This is a genomic window from Chitinophaga sp. GbtcB8 (genome assembly GCF_019091455.1).
GTDB lineage: Bacteria > Bacteroidota > Bacteroidia > Chitinophagales > Chitinophagaceae > Chitinophaga.
This window is the reverse complement of record NZ_JAGXJN010000010.1, coordinates 78843-99663: the sequence shown is the minus strand read 5'-3', so window position 1 is coordinate 99663 and position 20821 is coordinate 78843. Positions and strand designations below refer to the sequence as shown.

Here is a 20821-nt window from a genome sequence, read left to right as displayed (position 1 = left end):
ATGAAATTAATGCAAAAAAATGAATACAATGGTGTACATGTGATTTTTCCCATCTGCACATCAGCACATCAGCATATTTGCACATTGATCCACTTCCTCAAACGTATTAAAGCTGTGTAATACAATACGTAAACGCTCCTGGCCCTTGGGGACTGTTGGGTGCAGGATGGGCCTTATATCTAAATTGGCGGACTGTAAAGCGGCTGCCTGGCGGCGGGTAAATTCATTGCCGGGGGTCAGCACGATCTGGATGGGCGTTTCGCTGGGCAGCACCTGCAGGGTATGCGTGGCTTGCCGGAAGCGGGTTATGAGGGCAGCCAGGTGCGTGCGGGCCTCTGTCATATAAGGGAATAAGTTATAGCTGGCCATAATAGCAGCAACAGCTGTAGGGGGTAACGCGGTCGTATATATGAAAGCGCGGGAAAAGTTTACCAGGTATTTGCGCAGCTCATCAGACCCTAATACAATGGCGCCATGACAGCCCAGAGCTTTGCCAAAGGTATGTACGCGGGCAAAACATTTACCGGCTAACCCCAACGCCTGTACTAAACCTTCGCCCTGCTCCCCGACTACACCGGTGGCATGGGCTTCATCTACAATTAAATGAGCGCCGGCCTTTTCACAGGCTGCAGCCATTTCTTTAAGCGGGGCCATATCCCCATCCATAGAGTATACGGATTCTACGGCAACAAATACATTGCCCGTAGCGCGCTGCAGCTTCTTTTCCAGGTCGGCCACATCATTATGTAAAAAGGAAAAAGCCTGTGCGCGGCTCAGGCGAATGCCATCGCGGATAGAGGCGTGGATCAGCTGATCATAGATCACGGTGTCTTCCTTTTGCGGTACGCAGGAGAACAATCCTACATTAGCATCGTACCCGGAATTATAGATCAGGCCTGCGGGGGCGGCATGAAAGGCGGCCAGGTTCTGCTCCGCTTCTTCGATCCACGCATAGTTACCGGCCAGCAAACGGGAGCCCGTGCTGCCATGCATATAAGGCCTTTCCATTAACAGGGTATGCACAGCCTCCTGCATGGCGGCGCTGCGGGCAATGCCCAGGTAGTCATTGGAACAAAAATCCACCATATGCGGGGCAGGCAGCTTCAGCTCGCGTAGGGCGTGCTGCGCCTGGCGCTGCGCCAGCCGGGATAAAAGAAAATCTTCCTTCATCCGTCAAAGCTAAGGAAAAGATCATTCAGGAGATGTTCCTCTGCTGTGAACGATCTTTGCTTAATACAAGATCTTCAGCATACTCCGCCTGTTTTCCCGATGCTGGCTTTCATCACAGGGCACCCCATTTCCACAGGGGTTTACCAGCACCCGCTCGCCCAGGTTCTCATAATACATGCGTTTGGCTGATACTCCTTTTTTAACCAGGTAATCTATTACAGCATAACTGCGCAGGGCGGAAAGATCAATATTGTACTTGTCAGAACCGCGGCTATCTGCATAGGAGCGCACCATCAGTTTCCATTCAGGATGCTGCTGCAGCACCACTGCTACTCTATCCAGCAGATCTTTGGATGCCGTTAGCAGCTCAGCGCTGTTATAATCATACAGGAAATATAATTTTTCCAGCTTGTTCACAATAGTGCTGTCTGTTTTAGTAGGTACAGGAGGCGTAACGGCAGCCGTATCAGGCTGCGTTGGTTTCCCGGCTTTGGGATTCTCCAGTTTTTCTGAGATATGCGTATCCATGAAATGATAGATATCATCTCCACCGCCACCACCGCGGCGGTTAGAGGAAAAGTACCCTTCGTACTGGTTGCTTTTTATTACAAAACCCAGGTCATCTGAACCGGAGTTAAAGGGGCGGTGCAGGTTGCGGGGAGCGCTCCATTCCGCACGGTTGCCCGTGGTGCGGAAAATATCAAAACCGCCCATGCCCGGATGCCCTTTGCTGGAAAAGTAAAGCGAGCCTGCTTCATTTATGGTGGGAAATCCTTCTTCAAAGCGGGTATTGATCACCGGCCCGCAGTTGGCGGGTGGTCCCCAGTTACCATCTGCCTGTTTTTCACTGTACCAGAGATCTGTTTTGCCCTGCCCGCCCGGCCGGTCTGATACAAAGTACAGGATATTGCCATCACCGCTAAGCGTTGCATTGCCGGTAAAGTAACCAGCCAGGTTTAATGCTGCAACCGGCTCCAGTGGCGACCAAACCGAATCTTTCTTCACAGACCAGAACAGCGACATTAAACGTTTTCCATTCACGGCGCCTTTCTTCGTACGGTCAGCCATATCTTTTCCCCAAACATTCAGGGTCACATACAAAGTATCTTCCCTGCTATTGAAACAAACCGGGCCTACGTGGTAAGGGACCTTTCCCAACACCTTCGGCAATACTTCTTCCAGCACATTATTCACTATGCCGCCTTTTGTATATTGTTTGAACAGGTAGGCTTTAAAGAAAGGTTGATTCACCCGGGGATCTGTAGCCGGGTTACGTTCTGCACCTGTGCTGAGCGCCATTTTACGGTAACCGTTGGATACTACCAGCAGCCCGGCTTTCATCATACCGCTCACCCAGTCGGCCCCTTGTGAGCTTAGCTCTTTTATATTTTCAACTGCCAGGTTCAGTGTATCTTTTTTCCATAACAGCGCACTGTCGCAACCCGCCAGCATCATGTTCCTCCATTGCATAATACTATCTGCACCAGTGCCGTTATAACGGCCTAAGTAAATTTTTGCCGTATCATATTCTTCGATGTTCTTTTGGATCTCGCTATACAGGAGCCCTATCTCTGCCGGGCAATCGGGGCGTTCCAGCATTTGCAGGTACCAGTAACCTGCTTCTGTAAAACGTGCCATTTCAATATAACACTGCGCTGTTTTTCCCAGCAGCTTTAGCGATGCCTTGTTACCCTTTCTTTCCGCCAGCCTGCTATAGAGCGTAGCAGCTACTGCATACTCCTGCCGTGCAAAAGCGTCATCTGCCAGCTGTGGCAGGCTTTTTTGCTCCTGCGCATATAACCGCACAGGCCCCCAAACTAAAACCATTAACAGAATGGTGTAAAAACGTAACATATCAGAGCCCCTTCTTTTAAAAGTACCGTGGATTGGATGTGCTGTAATGCTTTGACGGGAATAACAGGCCTATAGATATTTCGTGCGATCCCCCCTGGGCGCCGGCCAGTTTGTTAATATTCATATCATAGGCGTATCCCATGCGCAGCTTTTCCGATACATAATATTCTACCATAGCGCTGGCGGCATTCACAGATTCCAGCCCGGAAGGCAGCTGTTTGTTCCATATGGGCACGCCTGCACGAAAAGAGCCGCCTATCCAGAAAACATTTTCAATAAGCAGCATGGCATTCAGGTCTATGTTGGTAGGCCCTTTAAAATCATCCTTGAGCATGATGGACGGCTTCAGCTGCACATGTTCTGACAGCGGCAGCATACAACCTGTTGCCAGGTAAAGGTGCTGCGTTTTGCGGATGTTCTGGTAGTTATATCCTTTCCAGTGATATGATGTGCTGGTATAACGGGAAAAAAGGTCCAGCACAGACAGGCTGAGGAAAAAGGATGGTGTATGATAATAGATACCGAACCGCGCATCCGGAGAGTAAGCATTTACGCCTCCTGCCGGGAACACCGGGTCATCCGTATCCAGGTACTGCAGCGCTTTCCCGTCCAGCCGGTACTGCGTAACACCCAGGGCTATGCCCAGGCAAAGACGGCGCGTATTTTCATTATCCAAAGGAATGCGGTATGCATAGGAGCCGTAAAAAGAAAATGCCTGCTGCGGTCCCATCACATCTGCCATTACCTGTAATCCCAAACCTATTCCTGCACCGGCTTTCAGCGGGTGCACAGGCCCATCTACCGATACTCCTCCGGTATGCGGCGCACCGGGCAAACCGGTCCATTGCTGCCGGTAAATGGTGTTAAGGTATAAGGCATCCTTATAACCTGCATAGGCAGGGTTTACACTTAACCCGTTAAAGGCATACTGGCTGAACTGCACATTCTGCTGCGCCCTGCTATTCAAGGCTGCCAGTAGCAGTATTACTATATACCATCTTTTTCTGCTGCACATAACTGTACGTTTACGAATTAATTCCTTTTTATCACCACCCATCCTTTGTATAATTTTACGCCTCCTGCTGTTTCTTTTAATTCCAGCTTATAGAAATAGGTGCCTTCACTTAAGCCGGTACCATTCCAGTCGTTATGATATTCTTTTGACTGGTACACCATGCTACCCCAGCGGTTGAACACATAGAGCGCAGCCTTGCCATATTTTTCCAGTCCTTTGATGATAAAGTATTCATTCTTGCCATCGCCATTAGGGCTCATGGCATTTACAATAAACAGCCCGCCATCGCTGTCGTCCGGTATGGTTTCAATCTCCGTACCCGGGTGCCCGTTACAGCCTACGGATGCAGGATCGCAGCCGGATGTTGGCACTGTAACAGTACCATCTGAAACAAAGGCTGTATTGGTGATCACAGGCACGCTGCTATCCAGCCCGGTGCTTACTTTTACTTTAAAGGTTACATCGGCAACAGTACCTAATGCCAGGTTGCTCAGGGTCCATTTTACTGCATTCGTTGCCCTGTCATAAATACCGCCATCTGTTGCGCTTTCAAAAGTGGTATGCGCCGGTACTGTATCGGTAATATTAATAGCCGGTATGGTTACATTCCCTGTGTTCCGCACCTGGATGGTGTAGGTTAATATTTCCCCGGCTTTTGCCTTGGGATTACCGCTGGCAGTGGTCACTGTTTTCCAGGTATCAAATGTGGATACCTTGCCCACCGGTATGTTGGTGGCAGGATCGCCGGGATTGGGGTGCGGATGCGGGTTATTAGGATCATTGGGATCTGACGGCGTGCTGGGCTGCCCTCCCTTACCATTACCGTTATCTACTGCAGCGGTATTAATAATGCTGGTAGCGCCCGTAAGGTCTTTTACCACCTTTACGGTAAAGCTGCGGGTAACATCCGGTGCGCCTACTGCAATAGTGGCAACCGTCCAGGTAAGCTTGCCTGTAACATCGGGACCTATGCCGCCTTCTGCGCTTACAAATTCCGTATAGGCAGGTACGTTATCCGTGATCTGCACATTGGTTAATGTAACACTGCCGATATTACGCACATGAATGGTATAGGTGATCTCGTCGCCGGTGGTTACCGCACCTGCAGCACCGGAGCCGGTATAACTGGCACTTTTCCAGTTGGCGGAATTCTTGCCATTATCCACCGGCACCTCGGTAGCCGGATCATTGGGATCCGGGTTAGGTTTGGGCTGATTAGGATCGTTACCATTCTGCGGGCCTGTGGGATGATTACCGCCGCCATCTCCATTATCTACCCAGGCTGTATTTACAATATAAGTTGCGTTGGTAAGGTCGTTCGCTACTTTTACGGTAAAGCTCCGTGTTACATCTGCGCTGCCTACCGGGATCTCTGTAATGGTCCAGGTAAGCTTGCCGGCTCCATCGGGCGTAATACCACCTTCTGCGCTTACAAACTGCGTATAGGTAGGTATGTTATCCGTGATCGCTACATCAGTGAGCTTTACATAACCGGTGTTACGTACATGGATGGTGTAAGTGATCTCATCACCGGACCTTACTGATCCTGCAACGCCGGTGCCCGTATAGCTGGCACTTTTCCAGTTAACAGAGCGTTTGGCGGTATCTACCGGTACATTGGTAGACGGATCACCCGGGTTAGGATGGGTCTGCGGGTTGTTAGGATTATTTGGATCCGGCGGCGTAGTGGGATGCTCTCCTGATCCATCACCATTATCAACTCCTGCTGTATTAAGAATGCCGGTTGCACCGGTAAGATCATTCACCACTCTTACCACAAAACTGCGGGTTAGGTCTGTTGAGCCAACAGGCACCTCTGTTACGTTCCAGGTGAGCTTGCCGCTTGCATCGGGTACAATACCGCCTTCTGCGCTTACAAATTGCGTATAGGCGGGCATGTTATCCGTGATCACTACATTGGTAAGCTTTACATGGCCGGTGTTGCGGATATGAATAGTATAGGTTATCTGGTCGCCCGGTTTTACGGCGCCTGCAGCGCCGGTGCCGGTGTATGCTGCGCTTTTCCAGTTAACAGAGCGTTTACTCTGATCAACCGGTACGTTGGTAGATGGATCGCCAGGGGTAACAGGGCCGGGATGCGGGTTGTTAGGGTTACCGGGATCCGGCGGCGTGGTGGGATGCTCTCCTGATCCGTCGCCATTATCTACACCCGCGGTGTTAAGAATGCCAGTAGCGCCGGTAAGATCATTTGCCACTTTTACTACAAAGCTGCGGGTGACATCAGGGCCGCCTGTTGCTACACTGGGAATGGTCCAGGTTAATGTACCGGTAGCATCCGGCACAATACCACCATCGGCACTCACAAACTCTGTATAGGTGGGTATTTTATCCGTTATTTTTACGTTCGGTAAATTAACGTTGCCGGTATTGCGTATATGAATGGTATAGGTGATCTGGTCGCCTGCAGTTACAGCGCCTGCTGCACCGGTGCCGGTATAGGCAGCGCTTTTCCATTGCTGGGAGGATATAACATCATTATCAGCAATAGTAACAGTAGCGGGATTTGGCGTGCCTATCAGGATGGCAGGGCTGCTGGACGGACTGCCCGGTATAACAGCGGTGAGCGTCATAACCACGGTTTCAGGGCCTTCTACAAGATTATCATCCAGCACGGTTACTGTTACATCTGCATAACTGCTGCCCGACGGGATGAAAGTACTTGTGGGCATCGTATAGTCGTTACCGGCGCCCTTTGTTGCGGTGCTGCCGGTAATGCCGAAGTTAACGATCAAACCTCCTACCGGAGCCTTTACACCATTGGTCCAGCCAATTCTGAAACTGCCGTTATTACCTGCGCCACCTGGCTCCCTACCATCTGTGGTGCTGATAATAGCGATGGATGTGTTATCATCATCGGCAATATTTGCCACTGCGCTTTTATTAACAGGGTCCAGGGAAAAGTTCACTGCCGGTGATCCGGTTGAAACGCTTGCATTGGGCGTTAATGAAATACTAATTGTTTCTGTTGCTTCTATTACTTTATCGTCGTTCACTATTATGGGCAGTAACACACTGTTAGATCCTGCGGGTAAAACGATCCCGCCGGTAAGGGTTGTGTTATCATAGTCGTAGGTTGCACCGGGGCCGCCTGTTGCCGTACTGATGTTATCTATATTATACTTTACAAGAATGTCCTGAGTAAAGGTAAGCCCACCGGGCAAGCTGATGTTAAAACCTGCATTGTTGCCAGCGCCACCTGGCTCCGTGCCGTTTGTTGCAAGGGTGATGCTTAAGCGGTTATCATTATCAATAATATCTATGCCGCTGCCTATGTTGGGGCCTATGGTGAACATCACACCAGTTGCATCTGTAACGTTGTTTAACTGAATGGACAGATCTTCATCGCCTTCTATATCGTTATCATCTATGGCTGTTACCACCAGGTCTACTTTATTAGCGCCCGCCGGCAGTATAATGGAGTGGGGAGAGAGATCATTATAATCCGCCCCTTCTGTTGCAACACCGACGCCTGCGCCCTGGATGGTATAATCGATGGTAATATCATTGGCAGCTACTACACCTGCGGGCAGCTCAAAAGTGAATTTACCATTTGCGCCGCCTTCTTCTGCATTAATGGCGGTGCTGCTGATGTTTATATTATTATCATCATCCGTAATAGATACTGTTGCGGCATTGTTGGCTGAATTAACCGGCACCGGAACAGCAGGCGATCCGGTGGTAGCGCCCGTAAGGGTTACCACTACCGATTCAGTGGGTTCAATGAGCTTATCGTCCATTACATCTACCGGTATTTGCACCGCATTTGTATTGGCCGGTAATACTATTGTACCGGATAACGCTGTGTAATCACTACCTGCCGTGGCTGTGCCGCTTACTGTATAGGAGATGGTAATATCTTCCGGGTGCATGGTTCCCAGTGTTAACCCAACGGAAAAATTACCGGTGGTACCAGGTTCTCTTGCACCGGCTATAGCAGTGATGGCCACTTCCAGTGCATACGCGGGTGTGGTTTTATGCAGGGATGCTGTTTGACGGTTTACCGGTGTCCAGCTGCCGCATAAGATGCAGATGGCTATTAACAGGACATATTTCCTGCTACCGGTATACATGGTTAAAATGCGCTGCTGCATATATGCAAGCTTGCACCAATAGGGAGTAATACGCATTACATTAAATTGTTTGCGTTGAGAAGATAGGTTTAGTCCGGTGTCCGGAATGAGGGGGAGTTAAAGATGCATAATGGGGTATGCTACGTTGTGTAAAACTACTCATAGGTTAAAGGCATTGGTTATAGGATAGTATTCTGATACCATAAAATTAATGATATTTATATCTAAACAATCATTATACACCATATATTTCACCGGTATTTTCAAATAAATCGTATGTGCGTTTATGTGAGTATCATATATCAGGCATACCACTCCCATTCAGCTGTGGCAGCATGTTTCAATAGCTATTACTGATAAATACTTTACGTTCTTCCTCCGGAGAAAAAGAACGTAAAGTATTTTTTTATGCCTGATACTTTGTTTGTGGTATTACCACTTGGCCAGTATCAGCTTGGCCGAATATATTTTTCCGTTTGCACGGATCACGCAATAGTGCATACCCGGGGGAATGCTATGTGCATCCAGGAAGAGTTTATATGTAAGTCCGCCCTGCGCCTGACCGGAGAACAATACCGTTTCCCGGTTACCCATCGCTCCGAAGATGGCTACTTCTACCCTTCCGCTCACCGGCGATTTGAATGTGATACATGCTCTTTCCACAAAGGGATTGGGGAAGATGTTATATTCAAGCGGCGCCTGTTCTTCTTTTGCTACACGTTCAGTAAGATTAGCCGTAGCCGGTGCTGCAACCAACATCGCTCCTGCTGCTGTTGTTACCTTTAAGCTGGCCGTGTTCTCGCAACCATTTGTTTTATCCTTTACTACCAGCTTAAATGTGCCGGAGGTATTTGCATCGCCGGACATATACACCACGCTTGATGCATCTGCACCTGATACTATAGACCATTGGGGATCTGTAGCGGTGAGCGTCCATGCATAGGATACATTGGTTACATCTTTTGCTGTTAATACATTAAAGGACTGCGCATCCGGCGCTGTTGCCGGCGGATTGATGACACATTCCGGTATAGCCTTGTTCTCTGTTACAATGGTGCTCTTTGTAGCGGTACAGCTATTACCCGGGTCAGTGACTGTTAATGTATAGGTACCTGCTTTGGTGGTAATGGCCGTAGATCCCGGCACATCAAAACCGGCGCCATCCGTCCACCTGTAAGTAACTCCTGCGGTTGTGGAATTACCTGTTAAGGTAACATTGGTTTTGGTACATGTAAGCGGGCCATCATTGCCTGTTACCGGTGTAGCTGGTGCGGTGTTATTCTGGACTACCACTGTGCTTTTGGTAGACGTACATCCGGTAGCTGTATTAGTAACTGTGAGCGTATAGGTGCCTGCCGCTGTTGTAAATGCTATAGCGGTAGTGGCGTTATAGGTGTTGGTTGCATTCGTCCATCTGTAAGAAACATTTGACGAAGAAGAAACACCGGTCAGCGTTACACTGGTTCTTGCACAGGTCAGCGGACCGTTATTGGAAGCATCTACACCCTGCGGGGCTGTAAGATCCTGGATCACGGTTACGGAATCTTTATTAGTACAACCGTTCACGTTACTGCTCACCATAACATAATATTTACCTGGCGTGATCACGCTTACCGGATTCTGGCCTGCTGTGAAACCTGTCCAGGTGATACTTGTTCCATTAGTTGCTGCTGTCAGATTTACAGCCGTAGTGTTACAATTTAATACTGCCGGCTGTGTAATGGACAGTGTTGGCTTAGTGATATTCTGCGTTACCGTTACGCTGTCTTTTTGTGTACAACCGTTAGTACCAGTAGCCACTGCGTAGTATTTGCCTGGTGCGGTTACACTTACTGGGTTCTGGCCGGCGGCGAAACCTGTCCAGGTGATGGTTGTACCGTTAGTGGTAGCTGCCAGGTTCACGGAAGTAGTAGCACAAGTTAATACTGCTGGTTGTGTTATTGACAGGTTTGGCTTGGTGATATCCTGCGTTACTGTTACGCTGTCTTTTTGTGTACAACCGTTGGAGGCTGTAGCGATAGCGTAGTATTTGCCAGGAGCTGTTACACTTACCGGGTTTTGACCAGCGGCGAAGCCCGTCCAGGTGATGGTTGTACCGTTAGTGGTAGCTGCCAGGTTCACGGAGGTAGTAGTACAAGTTAATACTGCTGGTTGCGTGATTGACAGATTTGGCTTGGTGATATCCTGCGTTACTGTTATGCTGTCTTTTTGTGTACAACCGTTGCTACCTGTAGCCACTGCATAGTATTTACCAGGTGCTGTTACGCTTACCGGGTTTTGACCAGCGGCGAAACCTGTCCAGGTGATGGTTGTACCGTTAGTGGTAGCTGCCAGGTTCACGGAAGTAGTAGCACAAGTTAATACTGCTGGTTGCGTGATTGACAGGTTTGGCTTGGTGATATCCTGCGTTACTGTTATGCTGTCTTTTTGTGTACAACCGTTGCTACCTGTAGCCACTGCATAGTATTTACCAGGTGCTGTTACGCTTACCGGGTTTTGACCAGCGGCGAAGCCCGTCCAGGTGATGGTTGTACCGTTAGTGGTAGCTGCCAGGTTTACGGAGGTAGTAGTACAAGTTAATACTGCTGGTTGTGTGATTGACAGATTTGGCTTGGTGATATCCTGCGTTACTGTTACACTGTCTTTTTGTGTACAACCGTTGCTACCTGTAGCCACTGCATAGTATTTACCAGGTGCTGTTACGCTTACCGGGTTTTGACCAGCGGCGAAGCCCGTCCAGGTGATGGTTGTACCGTTAGTGGTAGCTGTCAGGTTCACGGAGGTAGTAGTACAAGTTAATACTGCTGGTTGCGTGATTGACAGATTTGGCTTGGTGATGTCCTGCGTTACTGTTATGCTGTCTTTTTGTGTACAACCGTTGCTACCTGTAGCCACTGCATAGTATTTACCAGGTGCTGTTATGCTTACCGGGTTTTGACCAGCGGCGAAACCTGTCCAGATGATGGTTGTACCGTTAGTGGTAGCTGCCAGGTTCACGGAAGTAGTAGCACAAGTTAATACTGCTGGTTGCGTGATTGACAGGTTTGGCTTGGTGATATCCTGCGTTACTGTTACACTAGCTGTAGTAGAACAGCCATTTGCAGTTGTTGCCGTTGCGGTATAGGTACCAGGAGCAGTTACACTCACTGGGTTCTGGCCAGCGGCAAAACCTGTCCACGTGATAGTTGCACCATTTGTGGTAGATGCGGCTGTTAAGTTCACGGAGGTAGTTGAACAAGTTAACACTGCAGGTTGCGTTATTGTCAGGTTTGGTTTGGCAATATCCTGCGTTACCGTTACACTCGCTGTAGTAGAACAACCATTTGCTGTTGTTGCTGTTGCGGTATAAGTGCCAGGAGCGGTTACACCCACTGGGTTCTGACCAGCGGCAAAACCTGTCCAGGTGATAGTTGCACCATTAGTGGTAGATGCAGCTGTTAAATTCACTGAAGTAGTCGTACAAGTTAACACTGCAGGTTGTGACACCGTCAGGTTAGGCTTGGCAATATCCTGCGTTACTGTTACACTAGCGGTAGTAGAACAACCATTTGCAGTTGTTGCTGTTGCTGTATAGGTGCCAGGAGCGGTTACACCCACTGGGTTCTGACCAGCGGCAAAACCTGTCCAGGTGATAGTTGCACCATTTGTGGTAGATGCAGCTGTTAAGTTCACTGAAGTAGTCGTACAAGTTAACACTGCAGGTTGTGACACCGTCAGGTTAGGCTTGGCAATATCCTGCGTTACCGTTACACTCGCTGTAGTAGAACAGCCATTTGCAGTTGTTGCTGTTGCCGTATATGTGCCAGGAGCAGTTACACTCACTGGGTTCTGGCCTGCAGCGAAACCTGTCCACGTGATAGTTGCACCATTTGTGGTAGATGCGGCTGTTAAATTCACTGAAGTAGTTGAACATGTCAGTACAGGTGGCTGCGTTACCGTCAGGTTAGGTTTGGAATTATCCTGCGTTACTGTTACACTGACTGTAGTAGAACAGCCATTTGCAGTTGTTGCTGTTGCCGTATATGTGCCAGGAGCAGTTACACTCACTGGGTTCTGGCCTGCAGCGAAACCTGTCCAGGCGATGTTTGCACCATTAGTGGTAGATGCAGCTGTTAAGTTCACTGAAGTAGTCGTACAAGTTAACACTGCAGGTTGTGACACCGTCAGGTTAGGCTTGGCATTGTCCTGCGTTACTGTTACACTCGCCGTAGTAGAACAGCCATTTGCAGTTGTTGCCGTTGCGGTATAAGTACCTGGAGCTGTTACACTCACTGGATTCTGGCCTGCTGCAAAACCTGTCCAGGTGATTGTTGCACCATTGGTGGTAGATGCAGCCGTTAAGTTCACTGAAGTAGTGGAACATGTCAGCACAGGCGGCTGCGTTACAGTCAGGTTTGGTTTGGCAATATCCTGCGTTACCGTTACACTCGCTATAGTAGAACAACCATTTGCAGTTGTTGCTGTTGCGGTATAAGTACCTGGAGCGGTTACACTCACTGGGTTCTGGCCTGCGGCAAAGCCTGCCCAGGTGATAGTTGCACCATTTGTGGTAGATGCAGCTGTTAAGTTCACGGAAGTAGTCGTACAAGTTAACACTGCAGGTTGTGACACCGTCAGGTTAGGCTTGGCATTATCCTGCGTTACTGTTACACTGGCTGTTATAGAGCAACCGTTGGCGGTTGTTGCTGTTGCCGTATAAGTGCCAGGAGCTGTTACACTCACTGGATTCTGGCCTGCTGCAAAACCTGTCCAGGTGATTGTTGCACCATTGGTGGTAGATGCAGCCGTTAAGTTCACTGAAGTAGTGGAACATGTCAGTACAGGCGGCTGCGTTACAGTCAGGTTTGGTTTGGCATTATCCTGAATTACCGTTACACTATCTTTTTGTATACAACCATTGCTGGCGGTAGCCACTGCGTAGTATTTACCAGGTGTGGTTACGCTTACCGGGTTTTGGCCCGCAGCGAAACCTGTCCACGTGATACTTGTACCATTGGTGGTAGCTGCCAGGTTCACGGAGGTAGTAGTACAAGTTAATACTGCTGGTTGTGTGATTGCCAGCGTTGGCTTGGTGATATTCTGCGTTACTGTTACGCTATCTTTTTGTGTACAACCGTTGCTGGCGGTAGCGATAGCGTAGTATTTGCCAGGAGCGGTTACGCTTACCGGGTTTTGACCAGTGGCGAAACCTGTCCAGGTGATGGTTGTACCGTTAGTGGTAGCGGTTAGGTTCACGGAGGTATTAGTACAAGTTAATACTGCCGGTTGTGTGATGGCCAGCGTTGGCTTGGTGATATCCTGAGTTACTGTTACGCTGTCTTTTTGTGTACAACCATTGCTACCAGTAGCCACTGCGTAGTATTTGCCAGGAGCTGTTACACTTACCGGGTTCTGACCGGCAGCAAAGCCTGTCCAGGTAATACCCGAACCATTAGTAGTAGCTGTCAGGTTTACGGAGGTGGTAGTACAAGTTAAGATTGCCGGTTGCGCTAACGTCAGGGCCGGCTTAGTGATATTCTGCGTTACGGTTACGCTATCTTTTTGTGTGCAGCCATTATTGCCTGTGGCAATCGCGTAGTATTTACCAGGTGTAGTTACACTTACCGGATTCTGGTCTGCTGCGAAACCGGTCCAGTTGATCGTAGCACCTGTAGTCGTAGTGGCGGCTACCAGGTTCACTGAAGTAGTCGTACAAGTTAATACTGCCGGTTGTGTTACTGTCAGGTTAGGTTTAGTTATATCCTGTGTTACTGTTACACTCGCCATAGTAGTACAGCCATTTGCGGTTGTCGCTGTTGCCGTGTATGTACCAGGAGCTGTTACACTTACTGGGTTCTGACCGGCAACAAAGCCGGTCCAGGTGATAGTTGCACCTGTAGTGGTAGTAGCGGCGGTCAGGTTCACAGAAGTAGTGGTACAAGTCAATACTGCTGGCTGTGACACCGTCAGGTTTGGCTTGGCATTATCCTGCGTTACTGTTACACTGGCTGTTGTAGAACAGCCATTTGCTGTCGTTGCTGTTGCGGTGTAGGTACCAGGAGCGGTTACACTCACTGGGTTCTGACCTGCGGCGAAACCTGTCCACGTAATAGTTACACCATTAGTAGTAGATGCTGCTGCCAGGTTCACAGAAGTAGTGGTACAAGTTAATACTGCTGGCTGTGACACCGTCAGGTTTGGCTTGGCATTATCCTGGGTTACCGTTACACTCGCCGTAGTAGTACAGCCATTTGCGGTTGTCGCTGTTGCCGTGTATGTACCAGGAGCTGTTACACTTACTGGGTTCTGACCGGCAACAAAGCCGGTCCAGGTGATAGTTGCACCTGTAGTGGTAGTAGCGGCGGTCAGGTTCACAGAAGTAGTGGTACAAGTCAATACTGCTGGCTGTGACACCGTCAGGTTTGGCTTGGCATTATCCTGCGTTACTGTTACACTGGCTGTTGTAGAACAACCGTTGGCGGTTGTTGCTGTTGCGGTATAGGTGCCAGGAGCGGTTACACTCACTGAGTTCTGGCCGGCGGCAAAGCCTGTCCAGGTGATAGTTGCACCATTAGTAGTAGATGCAGCTGTTAAGTTTACAGAAGTAGTGGTACAAGTCAGTACTGCTGGTTGTGTTATCGTCAGGTTTGGCTTGGCATTATCCTGCATTACCGTTACGCTGTCTTTTTGCGTACAACCATTGCTATCAGTAGCAACTGCGTAGTATTTACCGGGAGCGGTTACACTCACTGGGTTCTGGCCTGCGGCAAAGCCGGTCCAGGTGATACTTGTACCATTAGTGGCAGCTGTCAGGTTTACGGAAGTAGTAGTACAGTTCAGTACTGCCGGTTGTGTTATAGCCAGGTTAGGCTTCGCAATATTCTGTGTTACGGTTACATTGGCCATAGTGGCGCAACCATTTGTGGCGGTTGCGGTTACAGCATATGTACCAGGAGCGGTTACACTCACTGGGTTCTGACCTGCGGCGAAACCTGTCCACGTAATAGTTACACCATTAGTAGTAGATGCTGCTGCCAGGTTCACAGAAGTAGTGGTACAAGTTAATACTGCTGGCTGTGACACCGTCAGGTTTGGCTTGGCATTATCCTGGGTTACCGTTACACTGGCTGTAGTAGAACAGCCATTTGCAGTTGTTGCTGTTGCGGTGTAGGTACCAGGAGCGGTTACACTCACTGGGTTCTGACCTGCGGCGAAACCTGTCCACGTAATAGTTACACCATTAGTAGTAGATGCTGCTGCCAGGTTCACAGAAGTAGTGGTACAAGTTAATACTGCTGGCTGTGACACCGTCAGGTTTGGCTTGGCATTATCCTGGGTTACCGTTACACTGGCTGTAGTAGAACAGCCATTTGCAGTTGTTGCTGTTGCGGTGTAGGTACCAGGAGCTGTTACACTTACTGGGTTCTGACCGGCAACAAAGCCGGTCCAGGTGATAGTTGCACCATTAGTAGTAGATGCAGCTGTTAAGTTTACAGAAGTAGTGGTACAAGTCAGTACGGCTGGTTGTGTTATCGTCAGGTTTGGCTTGGCATTATCCTGCATTACCGTTACGCTGTCTTTTTGCGTACAACCATTGCTACCAGTAGCAACTGCGTAGTATTTACCGGGAGCGGTTACACTCACTGGGTTCTGACCGGCGGCAAAACCCGTCCACGTAATAGTTACACCATTAGTAGTAGATGCCGCTGTTAAGTTCACAGAAGTAGTGGTACAAGTTAATACTGCTGGCTGTGACACCGTCAGGTTAGGCTTGGCATTATCCTGCGTTACCGTTACACTCGCCGTTGTAGAACAACCATTTGCTGTTGTTGCTGTTGCAGTATATGTACCCGGAGCAGTTACACTTACCGGGTTCTGACCAGCTGCAAACCCGGTCCAGGTAATAGTTGCACCTGTAGTGGTAGTAGCGGCTGTAAGATTTACAGAGGTAGTAGCACAAGTTAACACTGCCGGTTGTGTTACCGTCAGGTTGGGCTTCGCAATATTCTGCGTTACCGTTACATTGGTCGTATTGGAGCAGCCATTCGCTGTTCTCGCAGTTACAGTATATGTACCAGGAGTGGTTACACTCACCGGGTTCTGACCGGCGGCAAAGCCGGTCCAGGTGAATGTAACACCGGTGGTAGTAGAAGCGGCTGTTAAATTTACTGAAGCAGTGGTACAGGTTAACACTGCCGGCGGTGTCACCGTCAGGTTAGGTATCACAGCATCCTGCGTTACCGTTACACTATCTTTTTGTATACAACCATTGGTACCGGTAGCCGTCGCATAATATTTACCAGGAGCGGTTACGCTTACCGGGTTCTGACCGGCAGCAAAACCGGTCCAGGTGATAATGGCGCCGCTGGTGGTAGTAGCGGCTGTAAGGTTTACAGAGGTAGTAGTACAAGTTAATACTGCCGGTTGTGTTAACGTCAGGTTTGGCTTCACAACACTCTGTGTTACTGTTACACTGGCCGTGCTGGTACAACCATTCGTTGTTTTGGCTGTTACGGTATATGTGCCGGGGGCTGTAATTGCTACCGGGTTCTGGCCTGCGGCAAAACCGGTCCAGGTGAATGTAACACCATTGGTGGTAGACGAGGCCGTTAAATTCACAGATGTAGTACCACATGTAAGTACAGGCGGCTGCGCTATGGTCAGGTTAGGCAGAACAGCATCCCGCGTTACCGTTACACTGTCCATGCTGGTACAACCATTCGCAGTATCCTTCACCGTTACATAATACTTACCAGGTGCAGTAACTGCTACCGGGTTCTGACCGGCAGCAAAACCGGTCCATGTAATAGTAGTACCAGTGGTGGTGGTAGCAGCTGCCAGGCTTACTGATGTAGTGGTACAGGTAAGCACTGCCGGCTGTGTTACCGTCAGGTTAGGTTTGACAATATTCTGCGATACGGTAACTGTGCTGGTAGCCGTACAACCACCCGGAGCAGTAACGGTAAGGGTATAAGTACCAGCAACCGTTACTACCGGGTTTTGATCTATAGATGTAAAATTGTTAGGACCTGTCCAGCTATAGGTTACGCCAGCGGTGGATGAGCTACCGGAAAGCGTTACTGAAGTGGCTTTACAGGAAAGCGGGCCACTCACGCCGGCAACAGCATCTACACCTGTCACTTTCACATTATCCACGTAATAAAATTCATCAGTACCAGTAGCCCTGGCCCTGATCACCAGCTGCAAGCTGGTACCGGTGCTTAGACCGGTCAGTGATATGTTACTATAAGTGGTGCTGTGATTATTGATAGCAGATCTCTTTTCTGCAAATAATACTTCAGCACCACCATTCAGCTTATAATAGAAACGAATGTAATCTGCAAATTCGCCGGTGTCATTCATTACGGCGCCGCCTGTTATGGCGCTGCGTACGTTTGCTGAAAGACCCAGACTTGTTTTACCGGTAATATTGATCACACCGGAAGTCCACACGCTTTCTCCGGTAGTGCCCTGGCCACTGATCTTAAACTCGTTATTATTTACTGCAAAGGTGCTGCCGGAAGGTGTTGTGGTGGTCCAGCTGGTAGTACCATTATCGCTGGTGGTACCGTTAGCAAGCGTAAAGTCTTCTAACCAGAATGCAGCAGTGCTGGCGCTAAGGCTAACTGTTGCGGTATCTTTTGCCGTACAGCCAGTGGCAGGATTGGTAACTATTAATATATAATCCCCGGCCACGCTTACCTGAGGGTTTTGCGCGGTGGAGGCAAAATTATTGGGACCTGTCCAGCTGTAAGTTACCCCTGCGGTGGATGAGTTACCCAAAAGCGTTACTGAAGAAGCGCCACATGAAAGTGAGCCGCTTGCAGCAGCAGTAACATTCGGTACAGTAGTGTTACGTATTACCGTTACCGTATCCATTGCAGTACAACCCGCGGCCGGGTCAGTAACCGTTAATATATAATTACCGGGAGCTGTTACAGACGGGTTCTGCGTAGTGGAAGTAAAGTTGTTAGGACCGGTCCAGCGGTAAGTAGCGTTTGTAATATTCGAGCTGCCTGAAAGGTTAACGGAAGTACGCGTACAGGTCAGGGAATCTGTTACAGATGCAGTAGCTGTAATGGTGCTGCTTGTATTAGCGCCGGTCAGCTTCACATCATCAAAGTAGTAACGTTCTGTTGCATCTGAATTCCTGGCTTTGATGATCACCTGCAGCGTGTTGCCGGTTAATGCGGCAGAGCTGACAGTGGTGCTGGCCGTGCCATTGGTGGTATTACCTATGCCGGCTGCGTCGTCATATACCAGTACTTCAGCACCGCCATTCAGCTTATAATACACACGCATATAATCATCTGATTCAAACGCATCGTTGGTGGATGCCGTTTCGCTGCGCAGGTTGGCAGAGATCACTACGCTGCTTTTACCGGAAATATCTACCACACCAGAGGTCCATACGGCTTCTGCGGCTGCATTATAGGAAACCTTAAACTCGTTATTCTGTACAGATATAGTACCTGCACCGCTATTGGTCAGCGTCCAGCTGGTAACACCGTTATCAACGGTGGTGCCGTTTGCCAGTGTAAAATCTTCCCACCAAAAAGCAGCAGGAGCAGCAGCACCGCTTGTTACCTGAACGGATTGAGTGTTCGTACAGCCGTTAGCGGGATTTCTGACTGTTACCGTATAAGTACCTGCAGTGTTTACGGAAGTGCTTGGGGAGTTGCTGGTAAAATTATTAGGACCTGTCCAGCTATAGGACACACCCGACACGGAAGAACTGGCGCTGATGGTAACACTGCTTAAACATCCCAGTGCACCACCAGTAGCCGTAACATCCGGCGGTGTTTTATTTTCTGTAACATTTACAGATGCGGATACGGTACAGCCACCTGGCATAGTGCCTGTAACATTATATTGTCCTCCTGCTGTTACAGTGGGGTTTTGTGTAGTGGAGGTAAAGCCATTGGGACCTGTCCATGCCCAGGATGATATTGTACCACTGGGCGTTACAGTAATAGTGGCATTACCGGTACAGGTTACCGGCCCGCTAACAGCTGTTGCTAACGTTACTGCCGGATCTACGGCTGTTACCTTTACATTATCTGTGTAATAAAATTCATCCGTACCGGTAGCCCTGGCCCTGATCACCAGCTGCAAGCTGGTACCGGTGCCTGAGACGGCGGCCGATAAATTCGTATAGGTGGTGCTGTGATTATTGATAGCAGATTTCCTTTCTGCAAATAATACTTCAGCCCCGCCGTTCAGCTTATAATAAAAACGTATGTAATCTGCATATTCACCGGTATCATTCATTACGGCGCCGCCTGTTACGGCGCTTCGTACACTTGCAGCAAGATTAATACTGGTTTTACCGGTAATATTGATCACACCGGAAGTCCATACACTTTCCCCGGTAGTGCCCTGGCCACTGATCTTAAACTCATTATTATTTACAGCAAATGTGCTGCCGGATGGGGTTGAGGTGGTCCAGCTGGTGGTACCGTTATCGCTGGTAGCACCATTGGAAAGCGCAAAATCCTCTACCCATGTATTGGATGCGGCAGCGCCGCTGGTAACGCTCACTGTTTGCGAAGCAGTACAGCCATTCGCAGGATTCCTCACTGTAACCGTATAATTACCGGCTGTGCTAACGGTAGGGTTTTTTACCGTACTGGTAAAATTATTAGGACCTGTCCAGCTGTAGGTTACGTTCGCGACAGAAGAATTAGCATTTAGCGTAACGCCAGAGGAGCCACAAGCCAGGCTGCCACCTGTGGCGGAGAGGTCCGGCGGTGTTTTATTTTCCGTAATTGTAACGGAAGCAGTACCTGAACCGGATGAGCTGGTGCCTGTTACGGTATAGGTTCCGGGAGTGTTTACAACCGGGTTTTGACTATTGGAAGTAAAACCATTAGGGCCTGTCCAGCTGTAACTTACACCGGAAGCAGTAGAGCTGGCAGACAGTGTAAGGGACGGGTTGGCACAGGTGAGCACACCGCCATTACCCGCAGTAGCCGTTACCGTTATTCCAGTGGCGGAGCAAGGGCCCTTATCTTTAAACACACGGTATTCCTCAATATAATATTTGGAGGTTTGCGAGCCTCCGTTGTTGTAATTATAGATCTTCACTACCAGCTGCACACTATTACCATTCAATGCGGGCGATGTAAAATCAATGGTACCGAAGTTGCCGGTACGCTGGTCCAGTAATACTTCACTGCCACCATTTATCTTATAATAGATCTTTACATACTCTGAGCTGTTCATATCCCCTTCCGAAGATACCTTTACTGCTACCTGCCAGCCGGCATATCCTGCAGTAGAAAATACTTTGGAATACCAGATGCCTTCACCTCCCAGCTCCTGCGCATGCAGGCGGTTTGATTTAACTGCAAAATAGCCGGTGCTGGCTACTCTGGATGCATCCAGGTACCATCCGGTAGCACTGTTATCAACAGTAGTACCGTTTGCCAGGGGGAATCTTGCCGTTACGATCGGGCATTCAGGCGTGGCAAAAAGATTGTTGCTGGTAAATAACAGTAGTAGGAGAACGAAGGACATAAAATGCCCACGTCCTTTCGTTGGTAAAATTTTCACGATAAGGTTGGTTATGGTTTAAGTGATTACTTCTTGTTCAATAGGTAAAGGCTAGCTACAGATCTACACAAATTAAATTCTTGCGTAATATTAGTGAATATTACTATATCGCATATCGTATGAATGTCGTACAGACAATTAAACCGAAATGAATAGT

At 48.9% G+C, this 20821-nt stretch carries 5 protein-coding genes; all 5 read right to left on the bottom strand.

Annotated elements, in window-relative coordinates; genetic code table 11:
• Positions 1 to 60 precede the first annotated feature (60 nt).
• Positions 61 to 1170 carry a pyridoxal phosphate-dependent aminotransferase family protein gene (locus KVT36_RS11755; RefSeq protein WP_217603687.1) on the bottom strand — a complete coding sequence of 370 codons (1110 nt, stop codon included), beginning with the start codon at positions 1168 to 1170 and terminating at the stop codon, positions 61 to 63.
• A gap of 60 nt (positions 1171 to 1230) precedes the next feature.
• Positions 1231 to 3024 carry an OmpA family protein gene (locus KVT36_RS11750; RefSeq protein WP_217603686.1) on the bottom strand — a complete coding sequence of 598 codons (1794 nt, stop codon included), beginning with the start codon at positions 3022 to 3024 and terminating at the stop codon, positions 1231 to 1233.
• A 16-nt stretch (positions 3025 to 3040) separates the two neighbouring features.
• On the bottom strand, positions 3041 to 4039 hold the full coding sequence (locus KVT36_RS11745; protein ID WP_217603685.1) for a type IX secretion system membrane protein PorP/SprF: 999 nt from the start codon (positions 4037 to 4039) through the stop codon (positions 3041 to 3043).
• 17 nt (positions 4040 to 4056) lie between these two features.
• Entirely contained in the window at positions 4057 to 8151 is a 4095-nt protein-coding gene (locus KVT36_RS11740; RefSeq protein WP_217603684.1) for a Calx-beta domain-containing protein, read from the bottom strand.
• 411 nt (positions 8152 to 8562) lie between these two features.
• Positions 8563 to 20628: a hypothetical protein gene (locus tag KVT36_RS11735; protein WP_217603683.1), complete on the bottom strand. Its 12066-nt coding sequence runs from the start codon at positions 20626 to 20628 to the stop codon at positions 8563 to 8565.
• Positions 20629 to 20821 lie beyond the last annotated feature (193 nt).

Coding starts and splice junctions, on each gene's coding strand:
- KVT36_RS11755 (WP_217603687.1), bottom strand. CDS start 1,170: ATGAAGGAAGATTTTCTTTTATCCCGGCTGGCGCAGCGCCAGGCGCAG.
- KVT36_RS11750 (WP_217603686.1), bottom strand. CDS start 3,024: ATGTTACGTTTTTACACCATTCTGTTAATGGTTTTAGTTTGGGGGCCT.
- KVT36_RS11745 (WP_217603685.1), bottom strand. CDS start 4,039: ATGTGCAGCAGAAAAAGATGGTATATAGTAATACTGCTACTGGCAGCC.
- KVT36_RS11740 (WP_217603684.1), bottom strand. CDS start 8,151: ATGCAGCAGCGCATTTTAACCATGTATACCGGTAGCAGGAAATATGTC.
- KVT36_RS11735 (WP_217603683.1), bottom strand. CDS start 20,628: ATGTCCTTCGTTCTCCTACTACTGTTATTTACCAGCAACAATCTTTTT.